This is a genomic window from Subtercola boreus (assembly GCF_003399625.1).
GTDB lineage: Bacteria > Actinomycetota > Actinomycetes > Actinomycetales > Microbacteriaceae > Subtercola > Subtercola boreus_C.
In genome coordinates, this window is sequence record NZ_NBXA01000014.1 from 12,565 (window position 1) to 29,163 (window position 16,599).

A 16,599-nucleotide genomic window follows, 5' to 3' on the forward strand; every position below is an offset into this window, starting at 1 on the left:
AGCAGCTGGGTTCGTCGGCTGAACTCTCCGGCGCCGGTGCCGGAATCATCCAACCGGTCGCGGCCGGGATCGTCGCAGGTATCACGGGGTTCGCCAGTTCGTTTGCGCTCGTCATCGCGGGACTGCACGCCGTCGGGGCGTCGGATGCCCAGGCCTCCTCAGGGCTCCTGACGCTGTGTCTCGCGGTCGCGGTGCTCTGTATCGTGCTCGCCCGCGTCTACCGGATGCCCATCTCGTTCGCCTGGTCGACCCCCGGAGCAGCGCTCCTCATCGCCGCCAGCGCGACGACGAACGACTTCTCCGCTGCGGTCGGCGCCTTCGTCGTGTGCGGGCTCCTCATTGTGTTGTGCGGGCTCTGGCCTGCACTCGGCCGAGCCATCACCCGAATCCCGAAGTCGATCGCGAGTGCGATGCTGGCGGGCATCCTGTTCCCGATCTGCCTGGCACCGGTGCAAGCCGTGACGCAGATCCCGGCACTGGCGATCCCGGTGGTGGTGGTGTGGCTGGTTCTGTTCCGGTTGGCGCCGCGGTGGGCCGTTCCGGCGGCGATGCTGGTGGCGGCCATCGGGATCGGGGTCTCAGCGGGTTCGGGCTGGCTCACCTCAGCCTCGACGTCGCTCGTGCCGGCCTTCGCGTTCGTGCCGCCGCAGTTCGACGCCTTCGTGATCGTCAGTCTCGGGCTGCCGCTGTTCATCGTGACGATGGCCGGGCAGAACGTGCCCGGGTTCGTGGTGATGTCGACCTTCGGCTACACCGTTCCGCCGCGGCCGGTGCTGGTGGCATCCGGCGCCGTCACGGCCGTGGGCGCGCTGTTCGGCGGCCACGCGGTCAACCTCGCGGCGATCACGGCGGCGATCATGGCCGGACCCGACTCGCACCCCGACCGATCCCGTCGCTGGGTCGCGACCTTCGCCTCGGGCTTCGTCTACATCGTGTTCGGGCTCGGGGCGGGCTTCGCGGTCGCTCTCATCTCGGCGTCGCCGCCCATCCTGATCACCGCCGTAGCCGGCCTCGCGCTGCTGGGCGCCCTCGTCGGAGCGGTGACCACTTCGCTCGAGGATGTCGCCCACCGCATCCCCGCGATCGCGACCTTTCTCGTGACCGCGTCGGGCATCGTCATCGTCGGCATCGGCAGTGCCTTCTGGGGTCTCCTCGTCGGCGGCCTCATTATGCTGGTCGCGGCCTCGCCCCGGCCTCGACCCCGCCCCTGACGCTCGCGTTTCCGCGCAACTCTGTGAGAGCGCGGCTATCTGCTGAGCGCGACCGCCCCACCGCCCGCTCTCGGCATCCCGCGTCGCTCTCACCGTGCGCGAAGGGGAGTGCCACGAAGTCCTCTTCCACCCGCGGATCGACGGCGACCTCACCGGCGCTGAAGAGCGCCCCGAGCAGCAACGGGCCAGGCGCCGCTCGCGAAGGCGACACGGCCAGCCAGCCGCGGGTCAGGGTCGGGGTCGGGGTCGGCGATCAGGCTGACGCCGGCTAAGTGGGTCGTCGTGCCTCATGCTGGGTAAAGATCGAGCATCCGCCAACTGCGGACGGGCGCTGCCTCCAGCGTCAGGCGTCGTCGTCGGTGTACTCGTCGGACTGCGAGACGGTCGCCTCGTCGGTGTCGGGATCGTAGTCGATGCGGGTGCCGTCGTCGAACTCGACGACGGGGCGGCCCTCAAGCCAGGTGAGAGTCCAGTACCACATCGACGTGTCGACGTTCTGCTCGGCGAGATCGCCCTCGATGTCGAGCACGGCGTCGATGACGGCCTGGGGGAGACGGGTGGGCGGTTCGTCGCCGCTCGACCAGCGGGTTCCGACGGAAATCATGTGTTCAGCTCCAAAGCGAGGGAAAAAGCAGTTCAGACGGTGATGTTGTAGGTGACCCACGCGGTCTTGTCGGCCAGCTTGTCATAGACGCGCTGCGCCGTGGCGTTGTCTCCGGCGGTGATCCAGCGTACGACATCGAGCCCGCGGGCGTCGGCGAGTGACCGCAGCGACGTGAGAAGGACCGTCGCCACACCGCCCCCACGGGCATCCGGTGCGACGAAGAGATCGTCGAGGTACAACCCGCGTGCTCCGGCAAGGGGCCGTGCGAATTCACGCACGTGTGCGAGCCCGACCAGCTGCCCGCCGCCGTCGACGGCCACGAACCCTTCCGTCTCGTGCGCGGGGTCGAGCAGCCAGCCCCAGACGCGCGTCGCGATGTCACCCGCGGTCGGTGAATTGTAGAACTCGCCGTAGCCGATGTAGAGGCGCTGCCACTGGTCGGCATCGCCTGATTCGACGGGCCGAATGCTCACTTCACCGGCCAGCGGATGCCCGCTCACGCGTCGCCCGCCTCCAGCACGATCTCGGTGACGGCGAGCTCGGGGCCCTCGACGAAGGTCAACGTCTCGATGCGACCGACCTGCCTGAGGTCGTCGGATGCCAGCGCGAGCTCTTCGAGAGCCGCAGCGGGGCCCGCGATGGTCGCCGAGACGACGGGCGTCTTCTGCGAGGCCTTGGCGTCGGTCTTCGCGCGCCGGATGCCCACCAGGGCGTGACCGGCGAGTCCGAGCAGCGTGCTGTGCGCGGGAAGGGCGGGCGCAGCATCCGGAGCGAAAGCCGCACCCTCACCGCCGGTCACACCGGTCGGCCAGAGCGCGCGATGCACCGACGAGCCGTCGGCGTGCGTCCACGACCAGACCTCTTCGGTCGCGAACGGGATGAACGGGGCGAGCAATCGCAGCAGCACGTCGATCGCCGCCTGCAGGGCGAGAACAGCAGAGGCCTTGGCCGCGGCATCCGACGACGCGCTGTAGGCACGTTCCTTCACGAGCTCCAGGTAGTCGTCGCAGAAGGTCCAGAAGAACGTCTCGGTGACTTCGAGCGCGCGGGCATGGTCGTAGCTCTCGAACGCAGCGGTCGCGGCCACGATGACCTCATCGAGCTGCGTCAGCATCGACAGGTCGAGCGGGTGCGTGACGCCGAACGACCCTTCGGGCAGCTCGAACCCGTAGACGAATTTCGCCGCATTCAGCACCTTGATGGCGAGCCGGCGGCCGATCTTGATCTGGGTCGGATTCTGCGGGTCGAAGGCGGCATCTGTTCCGAGGCGGCTGGATGCTGCCCAGTACCGCACCGCGTCCGAGCCGTGAGCCTCGAGAACGGCGGCGGGAGTGACGACGTTGCCCTTCGACTTCGACATCTTCTTGCGGTCGGGGTCGACGATGAAGCCACTGAGCGCGGCGTGCCTCCACGGCGTGCGGCCGTCTTCGAGCGCCGAGCGGAGCATGGTGGAGAACAGCCAGGTGCGGATGATGTCCTGTCCCTGGGGCCGCAGGTCGTAGGGCGCGACGAGCTGCCAGAGCTCGGGGTCCCGCTCCCAGCCGCCGGCCAGCTGCGGGGTGAGCGACGAGGTCGCCCAGGTGTCCATCACGTCGAGTTCGCCGACGAAACCGCCGGGCTGGTTGCGAGAGGATTCGGGGTACCCGGGAGCGGCATCCGTCGACGGATCGACCGGGAGCGACGCCTCGTCGGCGACGATCGGCTGGTCGAAGACGGGGTTGCCGTCACCGTCGAGCGGGTACCAGACCGGGATCGGCACGCCGAAGAAGCGCTGGCGGGAGATCAGCCAGTCGCCCGTGAGGCCGTTGACCCAGTTGTCGTAGCGCACCTTCATGAAACCCGGGTGCCATTCGACCTCGTTGCCCATGTCGAGCAGGCGCTGGCGCAGTTCTTCGTCGCGCGCGCCGTTCCGGATGTACCACTGGCGGGTCGACACGATCTCGAGCGGCTTGTCGCCCTTCTCGAAGAACTTGACCGGGTGGATGATCGGCTTCGGGTCTCCGATCAGTTCACCTGACTCACGAAGGAGGTCGACGACCGTCTGCTTGGCCGAGAAGATCGTCTTGCCGGCGATCTCGGCATACGCAGCGAGCCCACCCTCGCTGGTGATGACATCCGGAGCCTCGCTGATGATGCGCCCGTCGAAGCCGACGATCGCGCGGTTCGGCAGAGAGAGATCGCGCCACCAGATCACGTCGGTGAGGTCGCCGAACGTGCAGACCATGGCGATGCCGGCGCCCTTGTCGGGCTGGGCGAGGTGATGGGCGACGACCGGCACGGAGACGCCGAAGAGGGGAGTGGTGACGGTCGTGCCGAAGAGCGGCTTGAAGCGCTCGTCATCCGGATGAGCGACCAGCGCGACGCAGGCCGCGAGCAGTTCCGGGCGGGTGGTCTCGATGAAGATGTCGTCGCCGGCGGCCGTCGTGCCGTCGGCGTTCTCTGCATGGAACGCGATGCGGTGGTACGCACCCGGCATGTCCTTGTCTTCGAGCTCGGCCTGCGCGACCGCTGTGCGGAACGTGACATCCCAGAGCGTCGGAGCCTGGGCCTGGTAGGCCTCGCCACGCGCGACGTTGCGGATGAAAGCCAGCTGGCTCGCTCGCATCGACGAGTCGGCGATGGTGCGGTAGGTCTGCGTCCAGTCGACAGAGAGGCCCAGCCGGTGCCAGAGTGCCTCGAACTGCTTCTCGTCTTCGACCGTCAGGCGCTCGCAGAGTTCGATGAAGTTGCGGCGGCTGATCGGCTTCTGGTCGGCCGCTTTGCCGCTCTTGTTGTCGCCGCCCTCGTAGGGTGGCACGAAGTCGGTGGTGTACGGCAGCGTCGGGTCGCAGCGTACGCCGTAGTAGTTCTGAACGCGGCGTTCGGTGGGCAGGCCGTTGTCGTCCCAGCCGATCGGGTAGAACACACTCCTGCCGCGCATGCGCTGGAAGCGGGCGATGACATCGGTGTGCGTGTACGAGAAGACGTGACCGATGTGCAGTGATCCGGATGCCGTCGGCGGCGGGGTGTCGATCGAGTAGACGTTCTCGCGGGTGGTCAGCGCGCGGTCGAAGCGGTATGTGCCGCGCTCACTCCACAGGTCGTCCCACCTGCCTTCGAGGCCTTCCAGCGCGGGTTTGTCAGGTACGTTCGCGGTCACGGTGGCCCTCCAGGCACTATAGGCGGCACCGAGTCTGGGGTGCCTTTTGTGATGTCGCCCCAGTTTACCCAGCCGGCGGCGACGCGCGGTGACCGTTAGCCGAGAGCGGTCAGGGACGAAATCATCCTCGCGGACGATTCCTGCCGCACCGGGGTTCCCTAGACTCAGGGCAGCCCGTGGGGGGAATCGACGGGCGAATTCTGTACGCCGCCCAGAGAACCGGGCCGACACGAAGGTGCCAACGTGGGTGTTGTCCGCAAGTGGGTCTTTCCGATCATCCGACTCGTCGTGGTCGTCGCCATCGCGGCGGCGCTCTGCAAGCTGGCGTTCTTTCCCGACACGCAGGCGGTCGCCGATCCCGCCGTGCCGACGGGGGAACTCACGGAACCGCAGGCGACGGTCACGACCGGCACGATCTCGAACGATGTCACGGTGAAGGCGACGGTGAGCGCAGATCCGGCGTCGCCGATCCGGGCGACTGCGATCGGGGTGGTCGACGAGGTTCAGGTCGCCGTCGGGGCGACGGTGGCGGCGGGTGACACCATCTTCGACATCAGGGTGGAGACCCAGCGCGATCCGGTCGAGACGACAGGGCCCGACGGCTCGGTCATCCAGACCCCGCGGAAGCCGCTGGTGACCTACGTCGACGTGACGGCCCCGATCGCCGGAATCGTGAGTGCGCTGCCCGTTCTCGCCGGCCAGTCGATGGCCGTCGGAGACGTGGCCGGCCAGATCGCGCCGCCGACCTTCTCGGTGACGGGATCGCTGAACGCTGCCGACCAGTACCGGTTGGTCAGCCAGCCGACCGAGGCGCAGGTGGCGATCACCGGCGGGCCGGCACCGTTCGCCTGCACGAACCTCACGATCCTGTCGCCTCTGGCCGGTTCGGACGGCAGCGGCTCGGGCGGCTCGGGCGGGAGTGGCGGCGGGAGCAACGGAGGTGGCGGTGGTGCGGGCAGCGGTGCGGGCGGCGGCAGCGGCTCGGGCAACACCCTCCGCTGCAGCGTGCCGGGTGACGTGCGCGTCTTCTCCGGACTCGCCGCCGACGTCACCATCGCCGCGGGCAAGGCCGAGAACGTGCTGGTCATCCCCACCACAGCCGTCGAGGGCACCGCGCTGAACGGTAACGTCTGGTTCGTGCTGCCCGACGGAACGACCGAGCAGAGGCCGGTCATCCTGGGCCTGACCGACGGCAGCATGGTGCAGGTCGTCTCGGGCCTGGCCGCCGGAGACACCGTGCTGCAGTTCGTTCCCGGGGCGGTTGCTCCGACCGACGGCTGTGGGGGCGTGCCGAACTGCTTCGACATCGGTGGCGGCGGCGTCGCCGTGGCGGGGTGAGCGCATGACGTTCCTCGAACTGAGGGGGGTGGGCCGCACGGTCTCCCGGGTGGATGACCGCCCCCTCGTCATCCTCGACGGCGTCGACCTCGTTGTGGAGGTCGGCGACCGCCTCTCGATCGTCGGCCGGTCGGGCTCCGGCAAATCCACGCTGCTGAACCTGCTCGGGTTGCTCGATTCGCCGACCGAGGGCGAGATCTTCCTCGACGACGAACCGACGCGCCACTTCTCCGCACGGCGGCGCGACGTGACGCGGGGCCGCGACGTCGGGTTCATCTTCCAGCAGTTCAACCTGCTGCAGGGCCGCACCGCGCTCGAGAACGTGATGACGCCGCTCCTCTACGACACCGGATCGGCGTTCTGGCGACGCCGCGCGATCGCGAGCGAGATGCTCGACCGGGTCGGGCTCGGTCACCGCCTGTCGTCGACCCCGGATCGGCTCTCGGGCGGCGAACAGCAGCGCGTGGCGATCGCCCGCGCGCTGGTGCGGCGCCCTCGGCTCATCCTCGCCGACGAGCCGACCGGTGCCCTCGACATCGAGACGGGTGAGATCGTCATGGCGCTGCTCGACGAGATCGCGACGGCCTCGGATGCTGCGCTCGTGACGATCACGCACGACCCGGCGATCGCGGCGCTCGGGGCGCGGCGGTTCCGGCTCGAGCGCGGTGCGCTGGTGGATGCCGCGGCTACCGCCCCCCGTCCACTCGCCGTCGGAGAAGAGGACCACGGCGGCGCTGAGGTCACAGGCGACATGGCGGCGCTGTCATCCTCTTTTGCGCACGCCGCAGACGAAGGCGGCGACTCGTGAGGGGGTTGACTACCGCGTTCGTCGGGAGCGTCATCGAGGCGTGGGCGGAGCTCCGCATCCACCGCACGCGGGTGCTGCTCTCGCTGGTCGGCGTCGCGGTCGCCGTGTGTGCGCTGACCAGCGTGGTCGCGCTAGGGAACATCGCGCAACAGGCCACCATCGAGACGAGCGAGCGGTCGAGCGGGCGGCCGGCGACGCTGTACGTGTCGGCGTTCACGGCCGACGGTTCTGCGCCGCCGACCGCCACCATGGACAGGACCTGGAACGAGGCGCTCGAACGCTACAGCGTGCACTACGCCAGCCGGGTGAACCAACAGCAGGTGAGCATCCAGTTCATCGACGGCGTCAGCCCGGTGAACGCGACCCTCGTCGACCAGCCGTACGGCACGATGCACCGCGTCGAGGTGGTGAAGGGATCGTGGTTCGGTGAGACGGATGCGACCCGCCTCGCGCCCGCCCTGATCGTGAACGACATCTTCTGGCAGCGGCTCGGCTCGCCCGACCTCGCGACCCACCCCACCGTGAGCCTCGTCGGATCGAAGCCGGTCACGGCCGTCATCACCGGGGTCACCGCTGCCCTTGCCTACGAGGACCAGCCGAGCATGATGATGCTGAACGACTCGTACACCCGGCTCGCCGACCAGCTGGCGACGGATGCTTCGTACCCCGCCTATCCGTCGTACGAGATGTGGGTGCCGCCCTCGATCTCTGCGGAACTGACGTCCCGGCTGCAGTCGGACTTCAGCGCCTCACTCGGCGAGGGTGCCACCGCGCAGGTGAACCGGCAGGACTACGCGGCGTACGGCGACGATCCGTTCCTTCCGATCAAGCTGATGATCAGCGGGGTGGCGGTGCTGGTGCTGCTGCTCGGGGCGCTCGGGCTCGTGAACATCTCGCTCGTCACGGTGCGGCAGCGCATCCAGGAGATCGGCATCAGGCGGAGCTTCGGCGCGACGGCCGCGCGGGTGTTCTTTGCGGTGATGATGGAGAGCGTGGTCGCCACTGTCGCGGCGGGGGTCGTCGGCGTGATGCTGTCGATCCTCATTGTGAAGAGCCCGTGGGTCGAGGATGTCATCTCGCAGGGAGTGTCCGACATCCCGGCGTTCCCGCTCGACGCGGCCCTGCTCGGGCTCGCGGCGGCGACCCTGGTGGGCGCGATCGCGGGCTTGCTGCCGGCGCTCGTGGCGGTGCGCGTGAAGGTGATCGACGCGATCCGCTACTGACGCCCTGCGCCCCCCTCCGCCCCCGCCCGCCGCCCTCCCCCCGCCCCCGCACTCCTCCGCACCCCCCGCGGCACGCCGGGGGTGCGTAAAAGAGGAGGGGGGCCTCGTTGAGGTCGTATTCGACCCTGCGATGCTCCCCTCCTCTTTTGCGACGGGCGGCTCTCGACAGACCGCGGCGGGCGGCGGCCGGCAGAGGCGCTAGGGGAGCTTCGCGAGACCCGCGCGGAGGCGCGCCAGTTCGGTCAGGAGGGTCTCGGGCATCCGGTCGGCGCCGAGCGTGCCGAAGTAGGCTTCCGTCTCGTCGGCCTCAGCCAGCCAGGCGGCCTTGTCGACGCCGGTGAGGGTCGCAAGATCCGCGTCCGAGAGGCCAAGGCCTTCGACGTTCAGCTCGTGCACGAGCGGCAGCCCGCCGATCGGTGTCTGGCGCGCGGCCACGTCACCTTCGAGGCGACGGATGATCCACTCGACCACCCGCGAGTTCTCGCTGAAGCCCGGCCAGATGTACGACCCGGCGGAGTCCTTGCGGAACCAGTTGACCTGGAAGATCGGGGGAGCGTTCTCGCCCAGCACGTCGCCCATGTCGAGCCAGTGCTGGAAGTAGTCGGCCATGTTGTAGCCGACGAACGGCAGCATCGCGAAGGGGTCGTGGCGGAGGCGACCGACGGCACCGGCCGCGGCAGCAGTGGTCTCCGAGGCCATGGTGGCCCCGACGAACACGCCGTGCGCCCAGTTCTTCGACTGCGCCACGAGCGGCACGGTCGACGGGCGGCGCCCGCCGAACAGGATCGCGTCGACGACGACGCCCTCGGGCGACTCCCACTCCGCAGCGATCGAGGGGCACTGGTCGGCCGTCACCGTGAAGCGGGCATTCGGGTGCGCGGCGGGCGTCGGGGAGGCCGGCGTCCAGTCGTTGCCCTGCCAGTCGAGCAGGTGAGACGGCGGGGTCGGCGTGAGGCCCTCCCACCAGACATCCCCGTCATCCCGGAGCGCGACGTTCGTGAAGATCGTGTTGCCCCACATCGTGTCGACGGCCGTCTGGTTCGTCTCGATGCCGGTGCCGGGTGCGACGCCGAAGAAGCCGCGTTCGGGGTTGATCGCGCGGAGCCTGCCGTCGGGGCCGGGGCGCATCCAGACGATGTCGTCGCCGATGGTCTCGACCTTCCAGCCGGGAATGGTCGGCTTCAGCATGGCGAGGTTCGTCTTGCCGCAGGCCGAGGGGAACGCTGCGGCGACGTGGTAGGCGCGGCCCTCGGGCGACGTGATCTTCACGAGCAGCATGTGCTCGGCCATCCAGCCCTCGTCGCGGGCCATCACCGAGGCGATGCGAAGGGCGAAGCACTTCTTGCCCAGCAGGGCGTTTCCGCCGTAACCCGATCCGAACGACCAGATCTCGCGGGTCTCCGGGAAGTGCGCGATGTACTTCGAGGGGTTGTGCGGCCACGCGACATCCACGTCGCCGGCGGCAAGGGGCGCGCCGACGCTGTGCAGGGCGGGCACCCAGGGTGTGTCGTCGGTGATCAGATTCAGCACGGATGTGCCGATCCGGGTCATCAGCGCCATGCTGACCACGACGTAGGGCGAGTCGGTGACCTGCACGCCGACCTGCGAGAGCGGGCCGCCGACCGGGCCCATCGAGAACGGAACGACGTACATGGTGCGCCCGCGCATGCTGCCCCGGAAGAGCGGGAGGAGTTCGTTCTTCATCTCAGACGGCTCGCGCCAGTTGTTCGTGGGACCGGCGTCGATCTCCGTGGTCGAGCAGATGAAGGTGCGGTCTTCGACCCGGGCCACGTCAGCCGGATCGCTGCGGGCCAGGAAGCTGTTCGGGCGCCACTCCGGGTTCAGGCGGATCAGCGTTCCCTGCGCCACCATCTCCTTGGTCAGGCGGTCGTACTCGGCCGTGGATCCGTCGCACCAGACCACGTCGGTGGGCCCGGTGAGCGCGGTGACGTCGGCGATCCACGCAGCCAGCCCGGCATCGATGCGCAGGGTGGGCGGAGTCTCGGATGCCCGCTCGGGCCGGCGTCCGACGCTGTCGACCCGGGTGGGGAACTTCGACGTAGAGGTTTTCTGTGTGGGTCGTTGCAAGAGGCTCACGATCGCTCCGCTCGTTCTGTGTCGGGCACCCCTCGATTGAAAGGATGCAGAAGTTCTGTGGTGTTCTTCCACTGTGCGCTCTATTTGCGCTAAATTCAGAGAAAGTATCGCGAAAGATCGCCCGTTCTTTACAGGAGGCAAAGATGCCATCGACTCTCGACCTGATCACCCTCGGTCGCCGCATCCGGCACTTCCGGAAGGCCGCCGACCTCACGCTCGACCAGCTCGGCGAGAAGGTGGGGGTCGTCGGGAGCCAGCTCTCCCTCATCGAGAACGGTCGGCGCGAGCCGAAGTTCTCCCTGCTGCAGTCGCTCTCCTCTGTGCTCGGCGTCCCGCTCTCCGACCTGCTCTCCGAGGAGGCGCCGGATGCCCGCACCGCCCTCGAGATCGAGCTGGCCCGGGCGCAGACCGGCGATCTCTACGCCTCGCTCGGGCTCCCGCGGGTGCCCGCCAGCCGGAACCTCCCGCAGGAGACGCTCGAATCCCTCGTCGGACTCCACCGTGAGCTGATCCGGCGCGCGACCGAGTCGATCGCGACGCCCGAGGAGGCGCGCCGGGCGAACACCGAGTCACGCGAGCGGATGCGCGAGCAGAACAATCATCTGCCCGAGCTCGAGAAGATCGTCGAGCAGACGCTCGCCAGGGTGGGCCACACCGGCGGCGCGCTCAGCCACCGAACGGTGAGCCTCCTGGCCGAAGACCTCGGCTTCCGCCTCATCCACGTCAACGACCTGCCGCACTCTGCCCGCTCGGTGACCGATCTCGAGAGCGGTCGCATCTACCTGCCGCCGGCGTCGATCCCCGGTGGGCACGGGCTCCGTTCGATGGCGCTCCAGGCGATGGCGCACCGTGTTCTCGGGCACACGCCCCCGCAGAACTACGCGGACTTCCTGCAGCAGCGGCTCGAGATCAACTACTTCGCGGCGGCGTCGCTGATGCCCGAGGCGGCATCGGTCAAGTTTCTGCAGGGGGCCAAGGCCCGGCGCGACCTCTCGGTCGAGGACTTCCGCGACGCGTTCGGTGTCACTCACGAAGCGGCGGCGCTCCGGATGACCAACCTCGCCACCTCGCACCTCGGCATCGACGTGCACTTCCTGCGCCTTACGGATGACGGGGCCATCCAGAAGGCGTATGAGAATGACGGCCTGCCGCTGCCTCAGGACGTGACGGGGGCAGTGGAGGGCCAGTTCGTCTGCCGCAACTGGGCCGCGCGCGTCGCACTCACCCGCACGAATCGGAGCACCGAGTTCTACCAGTACACCGACACTCCGTCGGGGACGTTCTGGTGCGCCACCCAGACCGGGACGACCGCCGCGGGCGAGTTCTCGATCAGCTTCGGCACCTCGTTCGCCGACGCGAAGTGGTTCCGTGGGCGCGACACCGAGAAGCGCGCTCTCTCCCGCTGCCCCGACGAGTCGTGCTGCCGGCGCCCCGCTTCGGCGCTGGTGGAACGCTGGTCGGAGAGCGCCTGGCCGAGCGCCCGCCTGCACGCACATGTGCTCTCTCCGTTGCCGTCGGGCAAGTTCCCGGGCGTCGACGACCGGGAAGTGTACGAGTTCCTGGAGTCGCACGCGGCGTCCTGAGGTCGGGTCCCCCTCAATGAGGACTGCGGATGTCGCGGGTGGCGGTTAGGGTCAACAGGTGCAGATCTTCTCCCGAACCACCACGGTCGCCCGCGCGCTTGCCGGCACCGTCGCCGTCGTGGCCCTCGTGCTCGGCGGGTCCCTCGCCGCAACGGCAGCTCCCGCCGCGAGCAGCGCCGCCGCGAATGCGCTGAGCGCCGACTCCGACGCATCGCCCCGCGCCACAGAGACGGCGGCGAGCATCCAGGCCCAGGCTGCGGCACAGGCCACTCTTCAGCAGACTCTCGCGGCGACCCATTCGGCCGGCACCCCGGTGGCCGCGCCCTCAGGCCCTGCCGCAGCTCCGGAGAGCGCCGATCGCCAGGCCTCCGCCGCCGTGGCGAAGTTCACCGCCGGCAACATCATCGACGACTCCCTCTTCTACACGGGTACGGCAATGACCGCCTCGCAGGTGCAGTCGTTCCTGGCCTCGAAGGGCTCCGGATGCACGGCAGGCGCCCTGTGCCTGAAGAACTACCGGCAGACCACCTACACGCAGGCCGCCGACCAGATGTGCGGCCAGTATGTCGGCGCTTCCAACGAGACGGCCGCCACCATCGTCTACCGGGTCGGCCAGCTCTGCGGCGTCAGCCAGAAGGTGCTGCTCACGCTCATCCAGAAGGAGTCCTCGCTGGTCGCGACCACGAGCCCCTCGGCCGGCGACTATGAGACCGCAACGGGATACGGCTGCGCCGACACGCAGGCCACCTGCGACAAGTACTACTACGGCTTCTACAATCAGGTCTACAACGCTGCGTGGCAGTTCAAGCGCTACCTCAACCCGCCCGGACGCACCCTCGACTTCACCTACTTCCCGGTCGGCAAGATGACGAGCATCCAGTACAACGACGACACCAGCTGCGGCTCGTCGAAGGTCACGATCACGAACGCGGCCACCGCGGCGCTCTATTACTACACGCCGTACCAGCCGAACAAGGCTGCGCTCGCGAACCCCTACGGCACGGGAGACGCGTGCTCGGCCTACGGCAACCGCAACTTCTTCTACGTGTACTCGGACTGGTTCGGCACGCCGAACGCCGCGCCCGACCAGTTCTTCACCGATGTGACGCCCACGACGGCGAAGTACGCCGACATCCAGTGGATGGCGAGCCTCGGTTTCGGCACCGGTACGGCCGCCGCGAACGGCACCCGCATCTACTCGCCCACCCAGGTGATCAACCGGGGCACGACCGCGATCTACCTCTACCGCTACAGCGGGCTGCCGTTCACGCCGCCTGCGACGCCGTCGTTCGTCGACGTGCCGAAGACGAGCGGCTCGTACACCGCCGTCGAATGGATGCTGGCGAACCACCTGGTCACGCTGCCCGCCGACAAGAAGTTCTCGCCCGCTTCGAACGCCACCCGTACCGACCTGGCCGTCTGGCTCTCGGCCTACAGCGGTGACACACTGCCGAACCCTGCAACACCGTCGTTCACCGACGTTCCGACGTCGAACCCGAACTACCGCGCCATCGAGTGGATCAGGGCGAACAAGATCTCGACCGGCACCGGGTTCGGGCCCGCCACTCCGGTCACGCGCGACGTGCTGGCGGCGTTCCTCCACCGCTACTACCTCCGCCCGTAGTCCGCGCGGCGTCCGCTCTCGCGTTGTCTGCTCTGGCGACCGTCGCGGGGCTCAGGCGGTGAAGCCGCCCGCGAGAGCGTCGAGCGCCTTGACCACGAACGGCTCGAGCGATCCGCGAGACGGGCCGGCGGCCGCCCACTCCTGCGCCGCAGCCACGACGGCGCCCGTCGCGGCATACGCCAGGGTGCGCGGCCTGAGCGACTCGGGATCGAGCCCCAGCCGCACGCCCGCGAAGGTCGCAAGCACGCCGGCCCAGCGCGCGAACCTCGTCAGTGCGGATGCCTGCACCTCCGCCACCGAGCCGATGAACGGGTACTGCGTGAGGATCCACGGCACACGCGACGGGCCGAAGTCGCGGGCGACGGCCGCCAGGGCAGAACCCAGCGCACGGGGGAGGGGGGCATCCGGGGCCTGCTCGTCGAGGCGCCGCTGCAGAACCTCGGATGCCCGGTCGAGGTCGCCCCAGAAGACATCGCTCTTGCCGTCGAAGTAGTTGAAGAAGGTCGAACGACCGACGCCGGCGCGCTGGGTGATCTGCTCCACGGTGGTTCGGGCGTAGGTGTTCTCGAAGAAGAGTTCGAACGCTGCCTCCTCGAGGAGTTCGCGCGACGAGGCGCGAGGTCGACCGCGCGCGGGCCGGGCAGTCGTGTCCGACTTCTCCTCCACAGCTATTCCTCTCGGCAGATCTGTCCACAGCAGCCTATCCATCCACGCGCGGAACGAGTCGCCCCCCGTCATACACAGACGTGCCGAAGACGAACCCCGGCTTCCCTTCGATCGGATGCTGCGGCCGCGCGGTGGCGCTTCGGGTCAGCACTGCGGGGCAGCGGCCCTTCCGGGCACGGGTCAGACCGCGGTGATGCGCAGCACGAGGGCTTCCTCCGGGGCGAGCGGGGGAGCCGCGAGACCCACTTCTGCCAGCAATCGGCCAGACAGCGTGAGCGATCCCTCCCCGAGCCACGGCGGCAGGATCGGCGCGAGATACCGTGGTTCGGCGCCGACATCGAGCACCGAGACGCGGTAGGTGGTGTTCGCATCCAGGCCGGGCACGAGCACAGGAGCCGGAACCGCATCCAGCGGGGAAGCCATCGCCACTACGGCGAACACCGCGTCGCTCTGGTCGTCGGTGACGACACCGTGCACCCACAGCGTCGGGTCGGGTCGGTCGGCGCGCACGACGGTGCCCCCGTGGATGATCGGCCGCACCTCCCTGTAGGCGTCGAGCCAGCGCGTGATCTCTTCGAGCTCGGCTTCGCTCGCCTCGAGGAGGTTCCACTCGATGCCCGCCCAGCCGAAGAGGGTCGTCGCGAAACGGAAGGCCGCGGAGTGGGTGCGACCCGTCGTGTGCGAGCGGGGCGCGCCGAGGTGCACTCCGAGCACTTCGGGCGGAAGCAGCAGCGAGGTGTAGCGGTAGATCGACTGGCGTTCGAGCGGATCGTTCGTGTCGCTCGCCCAGACGCGGGTCGTTCGTTCGAGCACAGCCAGATCGGCCCGCGCTCCGCCCGACGCACACGACTCGATCTCCAGAGCGGGGTGGCGGGCCAGGAGCGCGTCCATCAGGCGAGCGGCGGCCCGAGTCTGTGCGTGCGTGCGTGTGACCGGCACATCGCGGTTGTGGTCCCATTTGAGGTAGCGGATGTCGTACTCACCGAGCAGCGCATCCAGCGCTTCGAAGACGGCGGTGAAGGCATCCGGGTTGGCGAGATCGACGACGAGCTGGTTGCGGGCGAGCAGGGGAGTGGCTCCCGGAGTCTCCGTCAGGATCCAGTCGGGGTGTTCGCGCGCGAACCGTGAGTCGGGGTTAGCCATCTCGGGTTCGACCCAGAGTCCGAAGTCGAGGCCGAGACCCGTGACGTAGTCGATCAGTGGGCCGAGTCCCTGCGGCCAGCGTTCGCTGTCGACAGTCCAGTCACCGAGTGCCCGTCGGTCGTCGGTGCGACCGGTCATCCAGCCGTCGTCGAGCACGAACCTCTCGGCGCCGACCCGGGCACCGGCATCCGCCAGACGCCGGAGCGTGAGTTCGTCGTGGTCGAAGTAGACGGCCTCCCAGGTGTTGAGGATGACGGGGTGGGCACGATCTTGGAACCCGCGCTCTCGCCGCAGGAAGCGATGGAAGCGCTGAGAGGCGGCATCCAGTCCCTCGTTCGACCACGCCGCCGAGAGCCAGGGCGTGCTGTATGACTCTTCGGGAGCGAGAACGACCTCGCCCGGCGCGAGCAACTCACCGGCGCCGATGATCGAGAGGGCGGAGACCTGGCGTTCCACCCAGACGCGCTGGCTGCCGCTGAAACCGAGATGCGCGGCCCAGACGTCTCCCGACCGGAACCCGTACCCGGGGGTGCCGGCGACGGTCAGGAAGGACGCATCGTGACCGGGACGACCGTGGCGCGACTCCCTCAGCCACGCACCGTGCCGCAGAGTGCTCCGCTGCGGCATGCGTTCGGTCAGCCAGTGCCCGGTGAAATCGAGGAGTTCGGTGGCCCGCGCCGGGAGGGGCAGCACCACGTTCAGCTCGTCGAGCTCGAACGGTGGGGCGGAGCGGTTGAGAAGAGTGGATCTCGTGCGGAGCAACCCCTCGGGGGTGAGCCGGAACTCCACGACCACCTCGAGTGCGGGTCGGCTGACTGCTGAGCCGGGAGACGGGAGAGGCGCGCTGGTGAGCGTGAGGCGCACGGCGCCGGGCTCGTCTCTGGCGACGGCCGACAGCGCGAACGGTTGCAGAGGTGTGCGACCGACAAGGGCGGGTCGACCCTGCCAGGCGGTGGCCAGCAGAGGAAGGATGAGGGAGCGGATCGGCGAATCCACGGCGGCTCCGGATGCCGCGGGGATCTGCGCGTCGGCAAGGCGTTCGAGCTCTGCGGTGCTGAGGTCGCCGAGGTCGGCGCCCCAGTGCACGAACGCGGGCACGGCCGTGCCGCGGGCATCCAGTACGAGACTGGTGCCCGCGGCACGGAGGTGGATCACAGTGGCGA

General features: G+C 68.8%; 12 protein-coding genes. 6 read left to right on the forward strand and 6 right to left on the reverse strand.

The features are described from left to right. The first annotated feature begins 68 nt into the window (after positions 1-68). A complete protein-coding gene (locus B7R21_RS06525; RefSeq protein ID WP_301182555.1) occupies positions 69-1,211 on the forward strand; it encodes a benzoate/H(+) symporter BenE family transporter in 1,143 nt (380 codons plus the stop codon). A gap of 343 nt (positions 1,212-1,554) precedes the next feature. On the opposite strand, the gene B7R21_RS06530 is transcribed toward B7R21_RS06525, so the two are convergent. Genes B7R21_RS06530 through valS form a run of 3 tightly spaced genes read right to left on the reverse strand, consistent with a single transcriptional unit; the run spans position 1,555 to position 4,954 of the window. Beyond that, positions 1,555-1,815, reverse strand: coding sequence for a hypothetical protein (locus tag B7R21_RS06530; RefSeq protein WP_253259672.1), 261 nt, complete (start codon positions 1,813-1,815; stop codon positions 1,555-1,557). A 32-nt stretch (positions 1,816-1,847) separates the two neighbouring features. Further along, positions 1,848-2,315 (reverse strand): GNAT family N-acetyltransferase, encoded by a 468-nt coding sequence (locus tag B7R21_RS06535; RefSeq protein ID WP_253259673.1) that lies wholly within the window; start codon positions 2,313-2,315, stop codon positions 1,848-1,850. Next, complete coding sequence (gene valS, locus B7R21_RS06540; protein WP_116282446.1) at positions 2,312-4,954, reverse strand: valine--tRNA ligase; 2,643 nt, start codon at positions 4,952-4,954, stop codon at positions 2,312-2,314. Before valS ends, B7R21_RS06535 begins: the two co-directional genes overlap by 4 nt. A 243-nt stretch (positions 4,955-5,197) precedes the next feature. Here valS and B7R21_RS06545 point away from each other — a divergent pair, with 243 nt between their 5' ends. Genes B7R21_RS06545 through B7R21_RS06555 form a run of 3 tightly spaced genes read left to right on the forward strand, consistent with a single transcriptional unit; the run spans position 5,198 to position 8,323 of the window. After that, on the forward strand, positions 5,198-6,292 hold the full coding sequence (locus tag B7R21_RS06545) for a hypothetical protein (RefSeq protein WP_116282447.1): 1,095 nt from the start codon (positions 5,198-5,200) through the stop codon (positions 6,290-6,292). Positions 6,293-6,296: 4 nt separating this feature from the next. Continuing rightward, complete coding sequence (locus B7R21_RS06550) at positions 6,297-7,100, forward strand: ABC transporter ATP-binding protein (RefSeq protein WP_116282570.1); 804 nt, start codon at positions 6,297-6,299, stop codon at positions 7,098-7,100. Next, positions 7,097-8,323: an ABC transporter permease gene (locus B7R21_RS06555; RefSeq protein WP_116282448.1), complete on the forward strand. Its 1,227-nt coding sequence runs from the start codon at positions 7,097-7,099 to the stop codon at positions 8,321-8,323. Before B7R21_RS06550 ends, B7R21_RS06555 begins: the two co-directional genes overlap by 4 nt. 198 nt (positions 8,324-8,521) lie before the next feature. Here the strand turns inward: B7R21_RS06555 and B7R21_RS06560 are convergent, their stop codons facing one another. Further along, positions 8,522-10,312, reverse strand: coding sequence for a phosphoenolpyruvate carboxykinase (GTP) (locus B7R21_RS06560; protein ID WP_437184177.1), 1,791 nt, complete (start codon positions 10,310-10,312; stop codon positions 8,522-8,524). A 251-nt stretch (positions 10,313-10,563) separates the two neighbouring features. On the opposite strand from B7R21_RS06560, the gene B7R21_RS06565 reads away from it, so the two are divergent. Continuing rightward, positions 10,564-12,003: an XRE family transcriptional regulator gene (locus B7R21_RS06565; RefSeq protein ID WP_116282571.1), complete on the forward strand. Its 1,440-nt coding sequence runs from the start codon at positions 10,564-10,566 to the stop codon at positions 12,001-12,003. 58 nt (positions 12,004-12,061) lie between these two features. Next, a complete protein-coding gene (locus B7R21_RS06570) occupies positions 12,062-13,627 on the forward strand; it encodes an S-layer homology domain-containing protein (protein WP_116282450.1) in 1,566 nt (521 codons plus the stop codon). Between the two features lie 51 nt (positions 13,628-13,678). On the opposite strand, the gene B7R21_RS06575 is transcribed toward B7R21_RS06570, so the two are convergent. Together B7R21_RS06575 and B7R21_RS06580 are read right to left on the reverse strand one after the other, a co-directional pair. Next, a complete protein-coding gene (locus B7R21_RS06575) occupies positions 13,679-14,293 on the reverse strand; it encodes an acyl-CoA-like ligand-binding transcription factor (RefSeq protein ID WP_253259674.1) in 615 nt (204 codons plus the stop codon). Positions 14,294-14,473: 180 nt separating this feature from the next. Further along, positions 14,474-16,591, reverse strand: coding sequence for an alpha-galactosidase (locus B7R21_RS06580; protein ID WP_216364145.1), 2,118 nt, complete (start codon positions 16,589-16,591; stop codon positions 14,474-14,476). Positions 16,592-16,599: the final 8 nt, after the last annotated feature.